The organism is Thalassotalea sp. Sam97 (assembly GCF_041379765.1).
GTDB classification, from domain to species: Bacteria; Pseudomonadota; Gammaproteobacteria; order Enterobacterales; family Alteromonadaceae; genus Thalassotalea_A; species Thalassotalea_A maritima.
Genome location: NZ_CP166919.1, coordinates 1373125 through 1393391 on the forward strand (window position 1 = coordinate 1373125; position 20267 = coordinate 1393391).

The following is a 20267-nucleotide window of genomic DNA, read 5'->3' on the forward strand; positions in this document are numbered from 1 at the left end:
AAAGGGGCTGTTGGCTATAAATCACCGATTAACCGCTTTTATTTTTAACAAAGAGTGACGCAGATGAAATTAATAAGCGACTACAAGTCCTTTGCCGGACGACAACTACGTTATCAGCATCAATCAACTAGCTTATCATGCTCTATGATGTTTTCGGTATTTTTGCCTGAACAAGCAGAGCAACAAAGAGTGCCTGTATTGTATTGGTTATCTGGCTTAACCTGTAGCGATGAAAATTTTGTGTTGAAAGCAGGCGCACAACAATATGCTAATAAGTATGGGATCGCGATTGTTGCCCCTGATACGAGCCCCCGAGGCGACGATGTCGCAGATGCTAGCGATGGCGCTTATGATCTAGGGTTAGGCGCAGGCTTTTATGTTGATGCAACCGAGGAGCCTTGGCATAAACACTATCAAATGCATCACTACATTAGCCATGAATTACCCAACTTGGTTTGGCAGCATTTACCTATAGAAGCCGACAGAGCTGCCATATTTGGTCACTCTATGGGCGGCCATGGCGCACTCACCATCGGGTTAAAGCATCCTGAAAAATATCGTAGTATTTCTGCGTTCGCACCGATTTGTGCTCCTAGTCAGTGCCCGTGGGGCGATAAGGCGCTAACAGCGTATTTAGGAGAAAATAAAGCACTTTGGCAGCAATACGACAGTGTTGCTTTGCTTAATCAACTATCATCTTGCCAACCTATTTTAATCGACCAGGGCAGTGCTGATGAGTTTCTGTCAACTCAGTTAAAACCAGAATTATTACTCGCTGCAGTAGCGGGAAAGTCGTTACCTATTAGCTACCGACTGCAAGCGGGCTATGATCACAGCTATTTTTTTATTGCCAGTTTTATCGAACAGCATATTGCTTTTCACGTTAAGCATTTACGTTAATTGTCCTGTGCGAGCCAGTTAGTAATAAAATTATCACAAAAGGTTTGCGTCGCTAAAAAGGTTTATGTGATCATAAATGGATAGAACGATAACGTGTAAATTAGGCTGAAGAATGAAGATTGCTTTCGATATTCAACACTTGTATTACCTACCGCAATATTTGCCTGTTATAAACGCCCTTAAGCAGCATACCCAGGACATTACTTTAGTCGCTCATACCAGCGATGATGTTGAGCTAAATGATATCATTAAAGCGGCTGTACAAGATGTTGATGTTGAAGTGGTTTATGTTAGTGATTGGCAACAAGCACTGGCATATTATCTTGAGCAAAAACCGCGGTGGATAGTTTTTGGTAATGCTGTCTCTGACTTGGTACAGATACATAAACACAGTAAAACGATTTTGATGCAACATGGTGTTGGTCCTAAGAGCTGTTATTATGAAGTCTCAAAAGAGCCGACCACTGTGCGCTTTGTTGAGGGACAAAAACGATTGGCGAATCTGCAGGATATGTATCCACACGGGCAATTTGTTGACACCGGCTATGCAAAATTGGACCCTGCTATAACGGGTAGTGATATAACGATATCATTACCGCAACTCGGCTTAGATCCTAAAAAGCCAACCTTGTTATATGCCCCGACATATTATCCAAGCTCGATTGAATTGTTTGCAGATAATTTCCCCGAGCACTTCGCTCATTGCAATATCATTATTAAACCGCATTTCTTTTCATTAACGAAAGCAAAATATCACAAGCAAAAAGCTTTATTAAATCACTGGTCAGTCTATAAAAATGTTTATGTTGCAACAGTCGATGAATACAATCTATTGCCGTTTATGGCGCTGTCTGATGTTATGCTATCAGATGCATCATCGGCGATTTTTGAATTTGCAGCGTTAGATAAACCTGTTATTTGGTGTGATTTTTATAAATTGCGTTGGAGTTACCGAGGCATTTTTTCGTTCCGCTTTAAAAAGCGTCTTGATGCCAGTATCGAGGTATTTCATCAATTATGTGAACGAGCAAGTAACTTTGACGAATTGGCAAATTGTGTCAAGCAATCACTTGAACAACCTAATGCAAAAAGTGCGATAAGAAATAAGATAACCGAACAGTATGTTGGTCGTGTTGATGGCCAATGTGCTCAGAGAATTGTTGAATATATATTAGCAAACTAATAAAAGTAAGGTAATGAAGAAAGTAATCACTTTTGGCACATTTGACGTATTTCATGTTGGTCATGTCAGTATATTAGAGCGAGCGAAAGACTGCGGCGAATACCTTATCGTAGGGATATCCTCAGATGCTTTAAATGTATCGAAAAAGGGCAGGCGACCGATATATTCACAAGAAGATCGTAAAAAAATCGTTTCATCTCTTGGTTTTGTCGATGAAGTCTTTTTTGAAGAATCATTAGAGTTAAAAGCTCAGTATATTGAACAATTTGATGCCGACGTGTTAGTCATGGGCGATGATTGGCAAGGGAAGTTTGACAATCATAAAGAGCAATGTGAAGTTATATACTTACCGCGGACGCCATCGATATCCACAACTGAGATCATTGAAGTTGTGAAGTCTACCGAACGATAATTTGGATTAATACCTTTTATCAAAATATGTTGAGGATTGGCGCCTTGACATGCCATATCACGTGTAAGTATGCTGTTTAATTGAACAACATATCGTGTCATGATGGTATTAGTCTTACGCCTTCTAATGAGAAAAATCATGCATGAATCAGCCGTTTATAATCAATATTTACTGCGTTTGCAGTGTCCGGATCAATTAGGCTTAATGGCTAATATTGCCAATGTGTTTTCTAAGCACAACGCATATATTAACCGAGTCAGTCAGTTTGGTGAGCCTAACTCTGGTATATACAATTCACGCGTAGAGTTTGACGATCGCAGTGGCCAATTTGACTTAGTAACATTTGAGGCCGCATTTGCGCATATGGCGAAAACGCTTGATATGCAATACACCCTTCGTTTACCAGAGCACCGGCCTAGAGTACTTATTGCTGTGAGTAAATACGATCATTGCTTGAATGTACTACTCAATAAATGGCGCTCTGGTGTCTTAAATATAGATATTGTCGGCGTGTATTCTAATCATAATGACTGCCGTGATTTAGTATCGTTTTACCAGCTTCCTTATCATTATTTACCAGTTGATAATACCAATAAATTAGCACAAGAAAAGAAGGTGTTGGCTTTGATGACGGAATACCAGGTCGACCTATTAGTACTGGCGCGTTATATGCAGATATTATCGGATTGTATGTGCCAACAATTAGCGGGTAAAGTGATCAATATTCATCATTCTTTTTTACCCAGTTTTAAAGGCGCTCGGCCATATCAACAGGCTCATGACAGAGGTGTAAAACTGATCGGCGCAACCGCACATTATGTCACAGCGGATCTCGACGAGGGGCCGATCATTGTGCAAGAAGTAAAACCGGTAGATCACGCTACCAGTGTGCAAGACATGATAGAAATTGGTCATGATACTGAGTCGATAGCTTTAGCTCGTGCGGTACGCTTATTTGCCGAAGATCGGATTTTTTTAAACGGTGAGCGTACCGTTATTTTATAGTACATACTTATTCTCAGTGCTTTAATCGTATCAACACATAAGCGTGATAGTTTATGCCGAAACGGAATGTCGTTATCGGTCGAACTAAAGCCATCATTGCTTGCCTTTGGTTGAGGAAATTAACTTTCGGAGTGTTTATCATGGGGAGCCATATCAAATTTATTGCTTGCGATATGGACGGCACCTTGCTAAATCAACATAGGCAACTACCCGGCGACTTCGCCGACGTATTCAATGCACTCAGAGCCAAAAACGTGTTATTCGCTGTCGCTTCAGGTCGGCAGTATTATAGCCTTAAAAACACTTTTCGAGACTTTGCTGATGACATGCTATTTATCGCTGAAAATGGCACCTTAGTTTTTTATCAAGACAAAGAAATCTATAGTTGCACCATACCTAAACAAGAAGTTGCCCAAATCATCGGCGTATTGCGCTTAATTGCCAATACACATATTGTACTTTGTGGAAAACAATCTGCGTATATCGAAAGCCGTGACCCAAAGGTGCAAGCCGAAGTAAGTCAATATTATCACCACTTAGCTTGTGTTGACGACTTACTGACAGTGGAAGACGAGTTTATAAAAATTGCTGTGCTGAATTTTAACGGTACAGAGCATTATGTTTACCCCGATGTGGCAAAACACTTTGCAAGCAGCCATCAAGTGGTGGTTAGTGCTCATATTTGGCTTGATGTGATGCATAAAACAGCCTCAAAAGGTGATGCCATAATACACCTTCGCGACATATTTGATTTTACTTTTGAGCAAAGTATGAGCTTTGGTGATTATTACAATGATGCCGAGATGCTCGCCGAGACTTACCATAGTTACGCCATGGAAAATGCGGCACCAGCAGTGAAAAAATTAGCGAGATTTATAGCACCGAGTAATGACGATAATGGTGTAACGGAGGTGATTAAAAACAAAATACTGACATAGTATGGAGCTATTAGTATTTATTTGTGTTAGCCGCAAAGATAGCGTAAGTTATTGATTAATAAATACAGTGGCTAACGACTGTTGCGAGCGATGTACGGACGTTTAGTTAGAGTTTTATCGATCACCAGGTTGATTTTAACTAGAGCAATTAGCTCCGATAATAAAAATAAAAGCAAGTGTACATAATAAGCTGCTTAATTGAAGCAATACATCACTATAAGGAAGAAAAATGAAAAGTTATTTAAAAGGAGCGGTTATTGTGTTTGTGTCTGCTGTTTTAGGGTACCAGTTATACCCCATACTAAATGATACAACCCAGGATATAGGCCTAGTTAATCACTCAGAACATTCGAACATTGTCGAACCTAGTCAAGAGAGTGATTTAGAGACAATAGAGCCTAGTATCGTTCAAGAGAGTAAGGCGCTTTCAAATCCCCCTAACATGCCAGGTGAAAGCGCAACAATCACCCTACAAAATGTAGACGATACGACCACCCCTTCAAATGATATTAGCGAGGACGCTTCTATTGAAAATACCTATGCTCAAGAAGAGCTGAAACAATGGTCTATTGAACATAAAGAAAAACTCGATCAAATCATCGATGACAACATGCCCGAATCCATAGCTTCAATGATGAAGTCTGCCATCGGCAATAATAATCACATGTTGAATGAGGCTAGCTTACGACAAGACGATATTGACGACGCGAATTGGTCGTATTTAATGGAGCAGGATATACGGGCGTATATTACCCAAAATGAATTAGCCGCTGGCTTTGAGCTTTTGAATATTTCATGTAAACAACTCATCTGTGATGTGATAGGGATAGAACGAGAGGCCCCTGCTTGGTTTCAAATATATAAAGGCTTTTATTCTTTTCCTAATATTTTGTTTCCCACAGACGGCAATAGACCATTAAACATACAAAGAATGGATAATGGTATTCCTTATATTTATGCGCAAATCATGTTCAAGGCAGATAAAAGCATGTAACAAGCCAATTAAGTGCGGGACTTGGTATATTCAAGGGTCAAGTTTGACACGTTTGCGTCGGCCCTAGTTGTTGCATAAGTTGTTGATTATTAAATGTAGTGGAAACGGCTGTTGCAAGCGAATAAGAGTCATTAAGGGGATGCATGTGAAGCTGCTTTTAAGCGTAGTGCTAACAACGATATCAATGGTTGCTAATGCACAAGCTAAGTTGCCAGCAGAGTTAACTCATGCAGTATTAAGCTCTCGTGATGTTTTATCTGCTGTTGGAAAGACTATACATAACAATACCCCGCCAGCATGGGTTGAAGAACAACTATTATCTCATGGCGATATTGTTCAATTTAAGTGTTATGACAATCATGACTCAGATAAATTTGATACTGTTGTCTGTCATGTTATCCAAGAGAAGTTAATTAACGGGAGCGTATGGGAGTTCTACTTCTTTCTCGAAGGAAGTGATTGGGTTAATACTAATGTAATTCTAGTGCAGGTATTGCCTGACGACATCTGTATCAAAGATGTAAAAATTAATGAAGGCATTGGACAAGGGCTAAGTTACATGCCTGAAGAATGCAAGACTAATAACGACTACTCTGAGCGATCTACGGCCCCTCAGATAGGGATATAAAATGAAGTTTAGAATTAAGAAATGGGATCAATTAAGCACTGTTAAAAAAGGCTTTCGAATTCTAGATATCGTTGCCATTGTTTACTTGCTTGTTCTCGGTTCATTTGTTGTTAGAGCAGAAGTTACCACAAAAACTGATACTGAAAGACTATTTTTAATTAACTCACCATTGTTATTTAAAGTGTTAAATCCAAGTTCACCAAATGCCTTAGGAGCAGCCTTACCAGTCGTTAATATTGGTTTTTTAAATGTATCCAAAATTAATGACATGAATCAAGATATAGAGCTAATTAAAAAGCATGAAGCAAAACACTTAGAGCAATACCAGTCTCTAGGGATGGTTAAAGCTTTTCAGCTAGATAACTGGAAGCTTGAAGGCATTGCAGAATATGCGAGAGGAAGCTCTACTATTGATATATGCTCAACTGAGCCAGTAGGAACAAAAGCTCAATTGGATTATCGAGAATATCATACGGTTGTAAAATACTTGATTGAATCTGAGAAGTTAACTGAAAAAGAGATTTATGAGCTAGATAGCTATCCTGTCGAGCTTGCAAATAAGTGGATACAAGGGCAATACTGTAAATTTATAGAATAGTGTTCGGCCGTTGTGAGCGAATTGCAGCCTGATGCGGATATAGACAAAAAGCGCCGTCATCCCACCATGCTTTTGGGTGGGATCTCCTTCCGCATACAGTGAGTAAGACAATCGATTTACTATAGTTCCTGATATAAATCTTTTCACTCAGGATTTACTTTTTTAATAAGTCTTTCTTTCCAGGACCTTTGCCACCGTTTCAACCTTTTCTCTCGATAAATAGCACTGTTCATATCATCATACAGTTCAAAATAAACTAACTTTTCTAGATTATATCTCTTACTAAAGCCTTCAGTAAGTTTCTGTTTATGTTGAAATACTCGTTGAAGTAGATTGCTAGTAACGCCAACATAGATAACAGTATTGGATTCGTTTGAAATAATGTATATGGCTGGTTGTTTCATGTTTGAAGTCCTTTTCAAATATATGAACAACTATAGTCGATAAATAAACGGTGAAGTAAAATAGACACTTCGAAACTGGTAAAGATCCCACCCAAAAACATGGTGGGATGACGGTTTACTGTTTTGATAATGTGCGTGCTTCTTTGGTGCTATTTTTTCTAATTGTGTGGGTGCACTGTCTATGACGTTATAATGGAGTTGGTATCTAGGAAGTAGTAGTTTTTATGTTTTATCGTTAATCGGTAAAAAATAGTGAGATACACTAGATTCAAAGTCGATACCCTTAATAAACATAGACTTTTGTCGCCTGATGCTGAAAAGTAGTAAATTTTAGACATAAAAAAATCAGCACTAAGGCTGATTTCATTTCTCTAAGCTTAATTCAAAGAGAATGGTGGGTGTGACTAGATTCGAACTAGCGACCTCTACCATGTCAAGGTAGCGCTCTAACCAACTGAGCTACACTCCCACATTTTTTTGTGCAGTTGTCTGTGACAACGGAGGCTATATTAGCGATACCCATTGTTCGGTGCAAGCCCTTTACACAAGTTTTTTTACCAAATTGAATTGTTTGCCTAAAACTTGTGCAAAAGTGACTATTTAGCTCGCTAAATTACTGTTGTTTTGTTCGTAATGGCGTTGTGTTCGTTGTTGTATTATCCGTAAACGCCATGCTAATAATATTGCCGCCGTGGTTAATCCTGAAATAAAGCCAATCCAAAAACCGGCAGCGCCCATGCGTGGCACAATATAATCAGTAAGGCCAAGTATTAACCCCAAACTTAAGCCAACCAGCCAATAGGCAACGAAGGTGATATACAAAATTGATTTTGTATCTTTATAGCCACGTAATGCACCTGCGGATATTACTTGAATAAAGTCCGAAAACTGAAACAGGGCAGCTAAAAACATTAAGCTTGCTGCCATTTCGACAACGGCTAATTCGGTTGTGTATATGCGGGCGATTGGCTCTCGAAAGACAATGGTTAGGGTTGCGGTTGTAGTTGCAATCAAGAAGCCAATAATTAAAGACGTTGTACAAATGTCTTTTGCTTGCTTAGGTTGGTGTTCTCCAACCGCAAAACCCACTTTAATGGTCACAGCCAAAGCAATGGATAACGGGATCATAAACATTAACGATGAAAAGTTTATGGCGATTTGGTGACTGGCAACAATGTCGGCCCCCAAAGGTGCGAGAATAATGGCAACCACTGAAAACAAGGAGACTTCAAAAAGTAATGATAGGGCGATGGGAACGCCAAGCGACATAATCCCCATAATGGGCATCATTTGGGGCCCCGTTAAAGCTGGAACAAAGTTTATATTGGCGAGTTTTTTTGATTTAATTGCATACACTAGCATACCCAAAAACATACACCAATACACAATAGCGGTGGCCAATCCACATCCTGCACCACCTAACTCAGGCGCTCCAAAAGCACCATAAATGAACAAATAATTTAATGGAACATTTATCAATAACGCAATACCAGCAATGATCATCGTCGGCTTAGTAATACCCATGCCTTCGATATAGCTACGTAAGACAAAATATAAACAAAAGCCTGGTCCACCCCAGACAACGTAGCCCAGATAATCAAGCATCAATTGTTTCAATTCTGGTTCGATATTAGTATGCGCTGCGATAAATGGCTTAAGTGCGTAAAATATAATGATGACCGCAACCGATAATATGCTCGCAATCCAAGCCGATTGTATGGTGGAGGTAGCAATTTTGTCATGCTCTTTCGCGCCTCTTGCCTGGGAAACAATCGCGCTCAATGCCATTATCACGCCGTGAATGGTAATGATAATCGGTAACCATACACTACTGGCAACAGCTACTGCGGCCATATCGGTTGAACTGACGCGACCTGCCATTACTGTATCGGCAAAACTCATTAAATTTTGGATTAGTTGGGCAATAAGAATTGGGTAGGCAAGCTTAATCAAGTCTTTCGCATCGGAGAAAAATTTTTCTAGAGTCATAGGGTTAAAAAGCCGATAATATGAGCCACTTAAATACACGTAGGACGATAATATATGTTTACAGGAATTGTGCAATGCACGGCGATCATTATTGAGATTGTTGAAGGGAAAAATTTTCGTCATTTTGTGATGAAGATGCCTTTGTCATTGCTTAGCGGTATAGAACTTGGTGCAAGTGTTGCGAACAACGGCGTGTGTTTAACGGTAGTTGATTTTAAACCGCTTGATGAAAACCACGGGCAAATGGCGTTTGATGTGATCGACGAGACATTACGCTTATCTAACTTAGCAACGTTACAGCTTGGTGATACGGTGAATATTGAGCGCTCAATGAAGGTCGGTGATGAAATCGGCGGTCACATGGTATCAGGTCATGTGCATACTATGGCTGAGTTGATTGAACGAAACGATAGCAAAGATAATAGTCAAATGACGTTCGCGATAGATACAGCATGGCAAAAATACCTATTTGCTAAAGGGTTTATTTCGGTCAATGGCTGTAGTTTAACTTTGGGGAACGTATCAGAGGGGCAGTTTAACTTGCACCTTATCCCAGAAACGCTGGAACGGACCAATTTAAAAGACTTGCAGTTGGGTAATCGCGTCAATATTGAAATCGACCAACAAACCATGACAATTGTTGAATCGATTGAGCGTATTATGGAACGTCGGTACGCATCTCAACAGCAACCAGATAGCTAATCGCAGTTAAGGTTAACGACTAAAATACTTGTTCGTCATCGGCATCGACGGTTAGTTGGATTTTTTGATAGTAATCGTCGATGTGCATGTTTAGATGAATGTCAGAACAGCAATTAGGACAAGATTCGTAGTAATTTTGGTCGCCTTGAGTCGTGTCTAACTCAATGTGCAATGGATGTGCACAGTGCGGGCAAATAATGGTCTTTCTGCTAAGTTGTTGAGCCATGCCCCCCTCCAAGCAGTACGTTAATCGTACCTACAGTATGGCTTTTATTAGCCGATTTTTCCTTGTTAATAGCTAATAAATCCGCATAAAACTAAGGCTTAGAGCTAAGTTTTTGTATTTGTTTGATAAAAGTATTTACCTGCGCAAGGTAGCTTCCCGCAAACATATTGGCATGGTTAAGGATGTGGTAAAAATTGTATACAACCTTGCGTTGCTGATATCCGGAATCGAGAGGTGCTGTGTCGTTATATCCAGCGTAAAAACTATCATCAAAGCGCCCAAACAATTCACTCATGGCGATGTCGACTTCGCGATCAGCATAGTAACAGGCAGGATCGAACAGGCAAGGCGAGGTTTTAGTGAACCCTATATTTCCAGACCATAAATCACCGTGCACTAAACACGGGATCGGCTGGTGACTCGATAATAATGCTGTGCAACGCGCGAGAATATCTTGCTTATCTATGACAACAGATTTTTGCGCTAATAAGTCTAATTGAAAACCTAGCCGGTTTTCACAAAAAAACTCATGCCAGTTATCGTGATAGTCGTTAACTTGTGGGGTAAGCCCTATAAAATTGTCTTCAGGCCAACCAAACTCTGCTTGTTGATTAGCGCTATGCAAATTAGCTAAGGCGACGCCCAGCTGATAAAAGTCAGCACTCAGGGGGGGCAATGGCGAGGGATGCATATCGAGGTATTCGAGAACTAAGTAACTGCGATCATTGGTTGTGCCGTAGCTAACAACGTCGGGAACCGTCAGTTCATCGCTACAATTAAGTAAATCAAGGTTGAGTGCTTCAGCACTAAATAGGTCTAGGTGCTGTTTGCTATTCGTTTTTACGAAATAACATTGTTGCTGAGAACAGATTTTATATGCTTGATTAATATCGCCGCTAGCAAGTTGTTCCACTTTAACGATGCGAAAGTCACAATTGGTTAACTTTGCAATATCATCGCTAATGGCTTGCCACATTGTTTTCCTCCACTATTGATTCACGTTGTCTAGATTCGCACTATTTATATTTGCGCTCTCTATATTTGCACTATTTCGATTTGCGTTGTTTAGCGTGGCGTACACTTATGCCTCTATATTTATGCCCAAGGTCAATCGTTATTCCTGTCATTGTTCAATTATAGTCACTGCCATCGTCACTGCTATGCTCACTGTTATAGTCACGGTACAAACCAATAGCATAACCAATCCCACACAGGTAGGTTATCTATTGATAATAGGTGGGGGCGGTGGGGCGTTAGCGAATATCTCAGTTTATCATCGTTTGGTTTCAAGCTATGGATTTATGACGATATTTTTAAACCCTGTTGTCACACATGTTTGTTGTACATTAGGGGAGATTAATCTTGTTTAGAAAGCCAAAAAGCACGGATTTGTACTACGCTTTAATAAATCAAATAATGGGTCTGCAAACTGTCCATTGTGCCTGTACATCAGGGCCAAAATCAGTCTTATTGCTTTGCGATTTTGGTAGGGACCATGCAACACCAGATAGAAAAGCCACATCGGATTAACAATAACGGGGTCTATCAACTTGAAAAAGTCGAACAAATTGGATCGCATCCGCGACGAATATAACGTCAAACACTGGAGTCAGGACTTTTACGGTATCGATGATAATGGTGAGGTATATGTGTCACCGGCTAAAAATCGGCACAAGGTACCTTTGAGTAACATCGTCCAGCAACTTGAACAACGAGAATACGGTTTACCCGCCTTAGTACGCTTTCCGCAGATCATTCATCAGCGTGTTGAAAACATTTGTACCGCCTTCAATCAAGCTATCGATGAATATGAATACGATAACCATTACTTGTTAGTTTATCCGATAAAAGTTAACCAACAAAAAGAGGTGGTTGATGAAATTATCGATAGCCAAGCAGAGCTCGAATTAAAACAACTAGGCTTAGAGGCTGGGAGCAAAGCGGAGTTGTTGGCGGTTATGGCCTTAGCGCAAAAAGCCAGCTCGGTAATCGTTTGTAATGGCTACAAAGACCGAGAGTATATTCGCTTAGCACTTATTGGCGAAAAACTCGGTCATAAAGTCTTTATCGTGTTGGAAAAACTATCAGAATTAAAAATTGTTTTATCTGAAGCCCAGGCAATGGGTGTAAAACCTCGTATGGGCTTGCGTATACGGCTGGCGTCACAAGGCGCGGGTAAATGGCAGGCCAGCGGCGGTGAAAAATCAAAATTTGGCTTGTCAGCGTCGCAGGTGCTTAGCGTGATTGAAGAGCTTCGCGCTGAACAGCAGTTAGATACCTTGCAATTGGTACATTTTCATTTGGGCTCACAAATGGCCAACATTCGCGATGTGCGCAATGGCGTCAGTGAAGCCGCACGCTTTTATTGTGAACTGCGCGATATTGGCGCGACGATTGATTATCTTGATGTTGGCGGTGGTTTGGCGGTGGACTACGATGGTACGCGCAGTCAGTCATCAAATTCAATGAACTATGGCCTAATCGAATATGCGCGCAATATTGTGATGACGGTAGGCGATATTTGTCACCTTTATTCTCAGCCAATGCCGGTGATCATTTCTGAATCTGGACGCTCGTTAACCGCTCATCATGCGGTATTGATCACTAATGTAATTGGCACGGAAAGCTATGTGCCAGAGAAAATGGACGAACCAGACGAAAAGGCTCCATTGTTACTGCATAATATGTGGGACAACTTAGTGAGTTTGCGTAAAGGGGAAGATGACCGTGCATTAATTGAAATTTATAATGATACGCAAAGCGATCTTGCCGAAGCACACAGTCAATTTTCGACTGGCATGATTAACTTGCAGTATCGCGCTTGGGCAGAGCAAGTATCGTTATTGATAAACTATGAGCTCAGCAAAAGTATGAGCGCTAAAAACCGTTATCATCGCCCCATACTTGATGAGCTACATGAGCGCTTAGCGGATAAATTTTTTATTAACTTTTCCTTGTTTCAATCGATGCCTGACGCGTGGGGGATTGATCAGGTATTTCCGGTATTGCCGTTAAGTGGCTTGGATAAAATTGAAGACCGGCGCGCCGTGATGCTTGATATCACTTGTGATTCAGATGGTACTGTTGATCAATACGTTGACGGTCAAGGCATCGAAACCACCTTACCTGTACCTGATTGGAATCCAGATGAGCCTTATCTTATGGGTTTTTTCTTGGTGGGGGCGTATCAGGAAACATTGGGCTGTATGCATAATTTATTTGGCGATACCCATACCGTCGTGGTTAATGTTGATGAGCAGGGTGCAGCGAACATCGCGTTCGTTAACGAAGGTGATACTGTCGAAGATATGATGGACTATGTGCATTTAGATATGGAATCATTACGTCAATTATACAAAGAAATGGTCATGGCCAAAGTGCCCGAAGATGAACAGCAAAGTGTGATTGAAGAGCTTGAACAAGGGTTAATTGGTTACACCTACTTGGAAGATTTCTGATGCAAGACTTATTTAATAAAGTAGACGATTCCCTTTACTCTAATGCGATGACGTTTATGCGCCGACCATTGGTGCAACAACCGGTAGAGCACAACGCCGACGTGGTGGTACTCGGAGTACCGCTTGATATGGCGACATCCGGCCGCCCAGGTGCTCGTTTTGGCCCTGAAGGGATCCGCCGAGCGTCCGTTAATTTGTCATGGGAGCATAATAAATTTCCATGGGGCTTTGATGTGTTTAGCCAAACTTCGGTGATTGATGCTGGCGATTTGGTGTTTAATACCGGTGATGCCGAAGACTTAACGATACGCTTAGAAGCGGCTGCCAATGCCATATTGCAAAGTGGCAAAACCTTATTATCGCTTGGTGGCGATCACTTTATTACCTTACCTTTATTGCGGGCGCATCAACGCAAGTACGGAAAAATGGCTCTGATCCATTTTGATGCACATACCGACACATCAAGCCATGGCAGTAAGTATGATCATGGAGCTATGTTTCATCATGCACCAATCGAAGGATTGATTTGCCAAGATCATTCGATACAAATTGGAATTCGCACCGATTACAACCCAGATGATCACGGATTTATGGTGATTAATGCGTTGCAAGCTAATGATATGAGTGTAAATGACATTGTTGCGAAGGTGAAACAACGTGTGGGTGATATGCCGGTGTATCTAACGTTCGATATCGACTGTCTTGATCCTGCTTTTGCCCCAGGTACCGGAACCCCAGTATGCGGTGGCATTAATTCTGATAAAATTTTAAAAGTCTTACGCGCCTTCCAAGGGATAAATATTGTCGGTATGGATGTGGTCGAAGTGGCGCCCGCGTACGATTGTAGTGATATCACTGCACTTGCCGGTGCAACCATCGCCTTAGAGTTATTGTACGTTTGGACGGCAAATCGCATGGCTAAATAATGCAAGGTTCACCGTATCAATAGACCTCTGGTAAACTCCCTACTGGTGAGTTTTAAAGGCTTTTATGCTGCGTAACTGATTTTGACAATGGAATAACCATTCTCTGCAATCAAAGCCTTGCTTTAAAACCTTTAAATTCTCACTGAGTGAGCAATAACTTAATGTGATAGGTATAAACGTGTTTGGTGGGGGCTTTTGCTGAAGCACGAGCTAAACTTTACCGCTGAGAATTTGTTCAGGTTGTTTTGGGACTATTGCTTAGATGCGGTGGACTACCGTTTAGATGATATTTTGGCTTCCTTTTGTGCTTCGCCAATAAGGTTCTCTAGGCTAGTCGCAAAGGATTGTAATGCGGCACGATTTGCTAACCATGCTGGAATTTTCCCATTGGGCTTTAAGCTACCACTATAGCTAACCTGTACCCCATCACTGTCTTGTTTGGCGTGCCAGGCCATATCAATATCACTCATTCGAATCGCAGGGTAGTTTGTTAAGTGGTGTTCTATGGCATCGCTAATGTAAAGACTAAATTCGCCTTCGGTTGGTTGAATTAAACGTGATTGGGTAATCATATAACGTGACGATACTGGGCCTTCTCCCGTTAAGCGGGTAAGTACAATAGAGCGTCCAGCCTCATCTAAGGTAAGCGGCCAAACCAGCGCAACATGATCGAGCCATTGCATTACATGCTTAGGATCAGTGAGCAGCCGATAAAACTGCTCGCTGTTGATAGGTAACCATAAGGTCGCCCTAAGGGTGATGAATGGCGCATTTTTGCCAAGATAATAATCGATGCGATACTGGTCAGTGTCGATATAGGTTTCTATATTGCTTGCTACATTTGCTTTCGTTGTATCGGTGTTACTGCGGTACTTACTAGCATATTGGTTGTTATATTGTGCTGGTGTGCGACTAGGGGCAATATCATTAAAAGAGCCATAAGCATGAGGTGAAATACACCAACTAAGCCAAACAAGGCAAATAAGCGTTGCGCTTATAAGGGCGGTGTTGATGTGATTTTTATCTAGCAGTTTAAGGTTCATATACAACTTATTATGACATACTCACTGAGCTACGTTTCCTGTAATTGGGACAATACCGCTTTTCGGTTGCAAATAGGTGGCATATCCCCTAATATTGCTGCCTTTATACTACGTTAACCGGCTACGATATCTATCTATAAAATGAAAGCCTTAGTCGTTTAATGCTACTTCATTACCCAGCCCGTTTGGCAGGGTGTTAAACTAACATAACATGTGGCATTTCGTATGTGTCACCACTGTTGAGGAATTATTATGCCTATCATTACGCTTCCTGACGGCAGTCAGCGCAGTTTCGACAACGACGTTTCTATTATGCAAGTGGCAGCCGATATCGGTTCAGGCCTTGCAAAAGCGACCATCGCTGGTCGTGTTAATGGCGAGCTAAAAGATGCTTGCGAACTTATCAGCGAAGACAGCGAACTGCAGCTTATCACCTCTAAAGACGCCGAAGGATTAGAGATTATTCGCCACTCATGTGCGCATTTATTGGGTCACGCAATTAAACAACTATGGCCTGACACAAAAATGGCGATTGGTCCGGTTATCGATAACGGCTTCTATTACGACGTTGACTTAGAACATAAGCTAAACGATGAAGACCTAGCAAAGCTTGAAAAGCGTATGCAGGAATTAGCTAAGAAAAACTACGACGTTGTGAAAAAGACCGTGTCATGGCAAGAAGCACGCGAAGCATTTGCTGCACGCGGTGAAACGTACAAAATTGAAATTTTAGACGAGAATATCTCGCGTGATGATACCCCTGGTTTGTATCACCATGAAGAGTACATTGACATGTGCCGTGGTCCACACGTACCAAACATGAAGCACTGTCACCACTTTAAACTGATGAATGTTGCCGGTGCGTACTGGCGTGGTAACTCAGACAACAAGATGTTACAGCGTATCTACGGTACTGCTTGGGCAGATAAAAAAGCCCTTAAAGCGTACATTCAACGTTTAGCTGAAGCTGAAAAACGTGATCACCGTAAAATTGGTAAGTCATTAGACTTATTCCATTGGCAAGAAGAAGCGCCGGGTATGGTGTTTTGGCACAACGACGGTTGGACGATTTATACTGAACTTGAACGCTTTGTTCGTGAAAAATTACACGAGTATGATTACGATGAAGTAAAAGGCCCAATGATGATGGACCGCAGTTTGTGGGAAAAATCAGGTCACTGGGACAAATACGCCGACAACATGTTTACCACAGAGTCGGAAAAGCGTGAATATGCTATTAAGCCAATGAACTGTCCAGGTCACGTTCAAATCTTTAATCAAGGTTTAAAATCGTACCGTGACTTGCCATTACGTATGGCAGAATTTGGTTGCTGTCACCGTAATGAACCAAGTGGTGCATTGCACGGTTTAATGCGCGTTCGTGGTTTTACTCAAGATGATGCACACATTTTCTGTACTGAAGATCAAGTACAAGACGAAGTGAGTAAGTGTATCAAAATGGTATACGACGTGTATTCGTCGTTTGGCTTTACCGATATCATGGTTAAACTATCAACGCGCCCTGAAAAACGTATTGGTAGCGATGAGATTTGGGACAAAGCCGAGCTTGGTTTGGCCAATGCGCTTAAAGCTAACGACATTGCGTTTGAATACCAACCGGGTGAAGGTGCTTTCTACGGTCCGAAAATTGAGTTCACATTACTTGATTGTTTAGGTCGCCATTGGCAATGTGGTACGGTACAATTAGACTTTGCTCTACCAGGCCGTTTAGGTGCAACGTATGTTGGTGAAGATGGTGAACGTCACGTTCCTGTTATGATTCACCGTGCTATTTTAGGTTCACTTGAGCGTTTCATTGGTATTCTTATTGAAGAATATGAAGGCAAGTTCCCACTGTGGTTATCACCTATGCAGGTTTCGGTGATGAATATTACCGACAAGCAAGCGGAATATTGTCAACAAGTTGTAAAAAAACTGAAAGAAAATGGTTTTAGAGCAAAAGCAGACTTGCGTAATGAGAAGATAGGCTTTAAAATTCGCGAGCATACACTAAAACGTGTTCCTTATTTATTGGTTGCCGGTGATAAGGAAATGGAAGCAGGCGAAATTGCCATCCGTACACGTAGTGGTGAAGATTTAGGAAAATTGTCTGTAGACGAGTTTATTGCGAAAATCACAGAAGAAGTGAACGCTCGTACTTAACAATAAGCTTGGTTACAGATTTACGTTGAGTTCTTTTGGAGGAACAGACTATTAAAGGTGGTCAGAAAGGCGGTCGTAAAGAACCGCAACACAAGTTAAACGGCGAAATTACCGCTCAGGAAATTCGCTTAATTGGCGCAGATGGTGAACCAGCAGGTGTGGTTTCATTAAGCGAAGCATTAGAGGCAGCGGAAGTTGCAGGCGTAGACTTAGTGGAAATCAGTCCAACGGCCAAGCCGCCAGTTTGTCGTGTAATGGATTACGGTAAGTTCTTATACGAAAAGTCAAAAGAACAGAAAGAGCAACGTAAAAAGCAAAAACAGATCCAGGTTAAGGAAATTAAATTCCGTCCTGGCACTGACGAAGGCGACTATCAGGTAAAACTACGCAACCTGAAGCGCTTTTTAGAAGGTGGGGATAAGGCCAAGGTAACATTACGTTTCCGTGGTCGTGAAATGGCCCACCAGGAGTTAGGTATTGAATTGCTAAATCGTGTTAAAGCGGATTTGCAAGACATCGCTCAAGTCGAATCTTTCCCATCTCGCGTGGAAGGTCGTCAAATGGTGATGGTACTGGCTCCAATTAAAAGATAATTCTTGGTCTTTAAAGTAGAAAGGCCTCATTCGTAAGAATCAGGCCTTTTTCACCTTGGTTATCTTTTTGATCACTAAATGTAGTTGATTAGTGGTCGTTAGGTGGTAACAGAGGCTCAACAAGTGATTAAGTATTTAATCCGCCCCATGTTACTGAATATTTTGGCATATTAAATGCGGAGTAATTTCCATGCCTAAAATGAAAAGCAATAAAGGTGCAGCTAAGCGCTTTAAGAAAACTGCTTCTGGCGGTTTCAAATGCAAACAAGCCGGTCTACGTCACATCTTAACTAAGAGACGTACCAAAGTTAAGCGTCACTTACGTGCAAAATCAATGGTTGCTGCTTCTGATATCAAATCAGTAGTATCAATGTTGCCTTACGCTTAATAGAGGAGAGTAGAACATGGCAAGAGTAAAACGCGGTGTAGTAGCACGTCGTTCTCACAAGAAAATCCTAAAGCAAGCGAAAGGTTACTACGGTGCTCGTAGTCGCGTATATCGCGTTGCTTTCCAAGCTGTAACCAAAGCTGGTCAATACGCATACCGTGACCGTCGTCAACGTAAGCGTCAATTCCGTCAACTTTGGATTGCTCGTATCAACGCAGCAGCTCGTCAAAATGGTTTATCTTACAGCAAGTTCATCAACGGCTTGAAAAAAGCTTCGATTGAAATTGACCGTAAGATCCTAGCTGACATCGCAGTATACGATAAAGCAGCTTTCACTGTACTTGTAGAAAAAGCGCAAGCGGCTCTATAATAGCGGTGACGTGAGTTTTGAAAAGGACGCTTCGGCGTCCTTTTCTTATTCTCTTAGAGTGTTTTAGGGTGTTTATTGCCAACGTATTTTAGGTTGTTTACAGCCTTATGTGTTTAGATACGTTGCCAATAAATACAAAGCACATCAGCTATTGATGCCATAGGGTAGACAGAGGCTGGCGTGCATACATTCAGGGAAAAAATATGAGCCTTGCTAACAAAGTACTAGCCGTCAATAATGACTTACCAATTCGCACTAATTTACCTGTTCACAGTGGTAAGGTGCGCTCTGTTTACTGGTTAACAGAAGAAGATAGCCGCCGTCTGATTATTGAAAAGGGCTATGATGTTGCCAAAAACACACCTCTAGCGATTATGGTCATCTCTGACCGTATTTCTGCCTTCGATTGTATCTGGCACGGTGAAAATGACATGCGTGGCGTACCAGGTAAAGGTGCAGCACTTAATGCCATTTCAAACCACTGGTTTAAACTGTTTAAAGAAAACGGTTTGGCGGACAGCCATATCCTAGATATTCCACACCCATTTGTATGGATTGTGCAAAAAGCAACACCGGTAAAAATCGAAGCGATTTGTCGTAGTTACATCACAGGTTCAATGTGGCGCGCGTATGAAAAAGGTGAGCGCGAGTTCTGTGGCATCGAAATTGGCGAAGGCTTACAGCGCGATCAAAAGCTAGATGAGTTGTTAATTACCCCGTCAACCAAAGGTATTCTTGAAGGTATTGAAGGTGTTCCAGCGCAAGACGATGTCAACATTACTCGCAAGAACATTGAAGATAACTTCGAGGCGTTTAACTTTAAAGAACAAGCAGATATCGACTTGTACGAGAAGCTTTTGAAAGATGGTTTTAATGTTATCTCTAATGAATTAGCGAAGATTGACCAGATTTTTGTCGATACCAAGTTTGAATTTGGTTACGTAAAAGATGCTGCTGGTAATGATAAACTGATCTACATGGATGAAGTGGGTACACCTGATTCGTCTCGAATTTGGGATGGTGAGCAATACCGTGCTGGTAAGGTTGTCGAAAACTCGAAAGAAGGTTTCCGCCAGTTATTACTTAACTACTTCCCAGATGCAGATATCTTATTAAATAAAGACCGCATGGATGAGCGTGAAGCGCTTGCGCGTGATAATGCCTTACCTGAAGAGGTATTAATGCAAGTGTCAAATACCTACACAGGTATTGCAGAGAAAATCACTGGTGAGAAAATAGTGATCAGTGACGATCCCAAAGCCGAAATTGTTAAGATTTTAAAAGAGCAATACGATCTTATTGCTTAATTAGATACAGCATATAAATTATATAAAGCCCTTGCATGTC

The 20267-nt window shown here is 41.3% G+C and carries 21 protein-coding genes and 1 tRNA gene; 16 read left to right on the top strand and 6 right to left on the bottom strand.

Going from position 1 to position 20267, the window contains the following annotated elements; genetic code table 11:
- The first annotated feature begins 63 nt into the window (after nucleotides 1-63).
- The 8 genes from fghA (at nucleotide 64) to ACAX20_RS06075 (ending at nucleotide 6658) form a co-directional block, all read left to right on the top strand.
- Entirely contained in the window at nucleotides 64-900 is an 837-nt protein-coding gene (gene fghA, locus ACAX20_RS06040) for an S-formylglutathione hydrolase (protein ID WP_371189255.1), read from the top strand.
- 112 nt (nucleotides 901-1012) lie between these two features.
- Entirely contained in the window at nucleotides 1013-2083 is a 1071-nt protein-coding gene (locus ACAX20_RS06045) for a CDP-glycerol glycerophosphotransferase family protein (protein WP_371189256.1), read from the top strand.
- A gap of 13 nt (nucleotides 2084-2096) precedes the next feature.
- Nucleotides 2097-2495: an adenylyltransferase/cytidyltransferase family protein gene (locus tag ACAX20_RS06050; protein ID WP_371189257.1), complete on the top strand. Its 399-nt coding sequence runs from the start codon at nucleotides 2097-2099 to the stop codon at nucleotides 2493-2495.
- A gap of 138 nt (nucleotides 2496-2633) precedes the next feature.
- Nucleotides 2634-3500, top strand: coding sequence for a formyltetrahydrofolate deformylase (purU, locus tag ACAX20_RS06055; protein WP_371189258.1), 867 nt, complete (start codon nucleotides 2634-2636; stop codon nucleotides 3498-3500).
- A gap of 140 nt (nucleotides 3501-3640) precedes the next feature.
- Nucleotides 3641-4438: a Cof-type HAD-IIB family hydrolase gene (locus tag ACAX20_RS06060; RefSeq protein ID WP_371189259.1), complete on the top strand. Its 798-nt coding sequence runs from the start codon at nucleotides 3641-3643 to the stop codon at nucleotides 4436-4438.
- A 229-nt stretch (nucleotides 4439-4667) separates the two neighbouring features.
- Entirely contained in the window at nucleotides 4668-5432 is a 765-nt protein-coding gene (locus tag ACAX20_RS06065) for a hypothetical protein (protein ID WP_371189260.1), read from the top strand.
- Nucleotides 5433-5577: 145 nt separating this feature from the next.
- Complete coding sequence (locus tag ACAX20_RS06070) at nucleotides 5578-6060, top strand: hypothetical protein (protein ID WP_371189261.1); 483 nt, start codon at nucleotides 5578-5580, stop codon at nucleotides 6058-6060.
- A 1-nt stretch (nucleotide 6061) separates the two neighbouring features.
- Nucleotides 6062-6658, top strand: a complete 597-nt coding sequence (locus tag ACAX20_RS06075; RefSeq protein ID WP_371189262.1) for a hypothetical protein — start codon at nucleotides 6062-6064, stop codon at nucleotides 6656-6658.
- 143 nt (nucleotides 6659-6801) lie between these two features.
- Here the strand turns inward: ACAX20_RS06075 and ACAX20_RS06080 are convergent, their stop codons facing one another.
- The 3 genes from ACAX20_RS06080 to ACAX20_RS06090 form a co-directional block, all read right to left on the bottom strand.
- The gene (locus ACAX20_RS06080; protein WP_371189263.1) at nucleotides 6802-7062 is read right to left on the bottom strand and encodes a GIY-YIG nuclease family protein; all 261 of its coding nucleotides are present in this window, start codon (nucleotides 7060-7062) and stop codon (nucleotides 6802-6804) included.
- Nucleotides 7063-7454: 392 nt separating this feature from the next.
- A tRNA-Val gene (locus ACAX20_RS06085) sits at nucleotides 7455-7531 on the bottom strand.
- Between the two features lie 131 nt (nucleotides 7532-7662).
- Nucleotides 7663-9051 carry an MATE family efflux transporter gene (locus tag ACAX20_RS06090; RefSeq protein ID WP_371189264.1) on the bottom strand — a complete coding sequence of 463 codons (1389 nt, stop codon included), beginning with the start codon at nucleotides 9049-9051 and terminating at the stop codon, nucleotides 7663-7665.
- Nucleotides 9052-9105: 54 nt separating this feature from the next.
- Here ACAX20_RS06090 and ACAX20_RS06095 point away from each other — a divergent pair, with 54 nt between their 5' ends.
- Nucleotides 9106-9753, top strand: a complete 648-nt coding sequence (locus tag ACAX20_RS06095) for a riboflavin synthase subunit alpha (RefSeq protein ID WP_371189265.1) — start codon at nucleotides 9106-9108, stop codon at nucleotides 9751-9753.
- Nucleotides 9754-9772: 19 nt separating this feature from the next.
- Here the strand turns inward: ACAX20_RS06095 and ACAX20_RS06100 are convergent, their stop codons facing one another.
- Both ACAX20_RS06100 and ACAX20_RS06105 read right to left on the bottom strand, forming a co-directional pair.
- Entirely contained in the window at nucleotides 9773-9979 is a 207-nt protein-coding gene (locus tag ACAX20_RS06100) for a CPXCG motif-containing cysteine-rich protein (protein WP_371189266.1), read from the bottom strand.
- 91 nt (nucleotides 9980-10070) lie between these two features.
- Nucleotides 10071-10955 (bottom strand): fructosamine kinase family protein, encoded by an 885-nt coding sequence (locus tag ACAX20_RS06105; RefSeq protein WP_371189267.1) that lies wholly within the window; start codon nucleotides 10953-10955, stop codon nucleotides 10071-10073.
- 574 nt (nucleotides 10956-11529) lie between these two features.
- On the opposite strand from ACAX20_RS06105, the gene speA reads away from it, so the two are divergent.
- Together speA and speB are read left to right on the top strand one after the other, a co-directional pair.
- Complete coding sequence (gene speA / locus ACAX20_RS06110; RefSeq protein ID WP_371189268.1) at nucleotides 11530-13437, top strand: arginine decarboxylase; 1908 nt, start codon at nucleotides 11530-11532, stop codon at nucleotides 13435-13437.
- Nucleotides 13437-14363 (top strand): agmatinase, encoded by a 927-nt coding sequence (gene speB / locus ACAX20_RS06115; RefSeq protein WP_371189269.1) that lies wholly within the window; start codon nucleotides 13437-13439, stop codon nucleotides 14361-14363. The genes speA and speB overlap by 1 nt, the downstream gene beginning before the upstream one ends.
- A 272-nt stretch (nucleotides 14364-14635) precedes the next feature.
- Here speB and ACAX20_RS06120 read toward each other — a convergent pair whose 3' ends face one another.
- Nucleotides 14636-15406 carry a hypothetical protein gene (locus tag ACAX20_RS06120; RefSeq protein ID WP_371189270.1) on the bottom strand — a complete coding sequence of 257 codons (771 nt, stop codon included), beginning with the start codon at nucleotides 15404-15406 and terminating at the stop codon, nucleotides 14636-14638.
- Nucleotides 15407-15658: 252 nt separating this feature from the next.
- Here ACAX20_RS06120 and thrS point away from each other — a divergent pair, with 252 nt between their 5' ends.
- The 5 genes from thrS (at nucleotide 15659) to ACAX20_RS06145 (ending at nucleotide 20227) form a co-directional block, all read left to right on the top strand.
- Nucleotides 15659-17569 carry a threonine--tRNA ligase gene (gene thrS / locus ACAX20_RS06125; RefSeq protein ID WP_371189271.1) on the top strand — a complete coding sequence of 637 codons (1911 nt, stop codon included), beginning with the start codon at nucleotides 15659-15661 and terminating at the stop codon, nucleotides 17567-17569.
- 35 nt (nucleotides 17570-17604) lie between these two features.
- Complete coding sequence (gene infC / locus ACAX20_RS06130; protein WP_371189272.1) at nucleotides 17605-18162, top strand: translation initiation factor IF-3; 558 nt, start codon at nucleotides 17605-17607, stop codon at nucleotides 18160-18162.
- Nucleotides 18163-18352: 190 nt separating this feature from the next.
- The gene (rpmI, locus tag ACAX20_RS06135; RefSeq protein ID WP_290250261.1) at nucleotides 18353-18550 is read left to right on the top strand and encodes a 50S ribosomal protein L35; all 198 of its coding nucleotides are present in this window, start codon (nucleotides 18353-18355) and stop codon (nucleotides 18548-18550) included.
- Between the two features lie 16 nt (nucleotides 18551-18566).
- Nucleotides 18567-18920: a 50S ribosomal protein L20 gene (gene rplT, locus ACAX20_RS06140; RefSeq protein ID WP_371189273.1), complete on the top strand. Its 354-nt coding sequence runs from the start codon at nucleotides 18567-18569 to the stop codon at nucleotides 18918-18920.
- 203 nt (nucleotides 18921-19123) lie between these two features.
- Nucleotides 19124-20227 carry a phosphoribosylaminoimidazolesuccinocarboxamide synthase gene (locus ACAX20_RS06145; RefSeq protein WP_371189274.1) on the top strand — a complete coding sequence of 368 codons (1104 nt, stop codon included), beginning with the start codon at nucleotides 19124-19126 and terminating at the stop codon, nucleotides 20225-20227.
- The last annotated feature ends 40 nt before the right edge of the window (nucleotides 20228-20267 follow it).